Genomic DNA, 460 nt, shown 5'->3' with positions numbered 1-460 from the left:
ATAAATCTGTTTCTAATGCTTTACCTTCTTCTATTCTGTGTTTGTTTAGTAAACCAATTGCTTCACCCAGTAATTTTTCAAATTGCTTCCATTCATCTTCACTTAATATTTCTGTAGAGTTAATAACAACTTCAGGTAAGCGAAGAACAGCAGCTAATAAATCATTTACAGGTGCATTAATTTCATTAGCAACTGTTGTTACAGATTGATAGTAAGCTTTCAACAGATCTGTATTAATGGTTACCGGCTTTGATGCTCCGCTTTGTTTGATGTTAATTAAACATTCTACACTGCCACGCTCTAAACCTTCGTTCAGCATATTTCTTATTTCAAATTCATATGGTTTCAGCAATGCGGGAATTTGTAATCGTAAATCGAATTGCTTTCCGTTTAACGAACGTAGTTCTACTAAAAAAGTTTTATCGCCAATGTTTTTTTCAGCCCTGCCATAGCCTGTCAT

At 34.1% G+C, this 460-nt stretch carries 1 protein-coding gene; it reads right to left on the bottom strand.

Annotated elements, in window-relative coordinates; genetic code table 11:
- Window positions 1-460, bottom strand: a 460-nt coding sequence (locus E3E36_RS11850; RefSeq protein ID WP_206203676.1) for a YicC/YloC family endoribonuclease, incomplete at both ends; no start/stop codon positions are given.

This window comes from Thermococcus sp. M36 (assembly GCF_012027355.1).
Lineage (GTDB): Archaea > Methanobacteriota_B > Thermococci > Thermococcales > Thermococcaceae > Thermococcus.
Note: the sequence above shows the minus strand (reverse complement) of the source record. Positions and strands in the feature narration are given on the sequence as shown.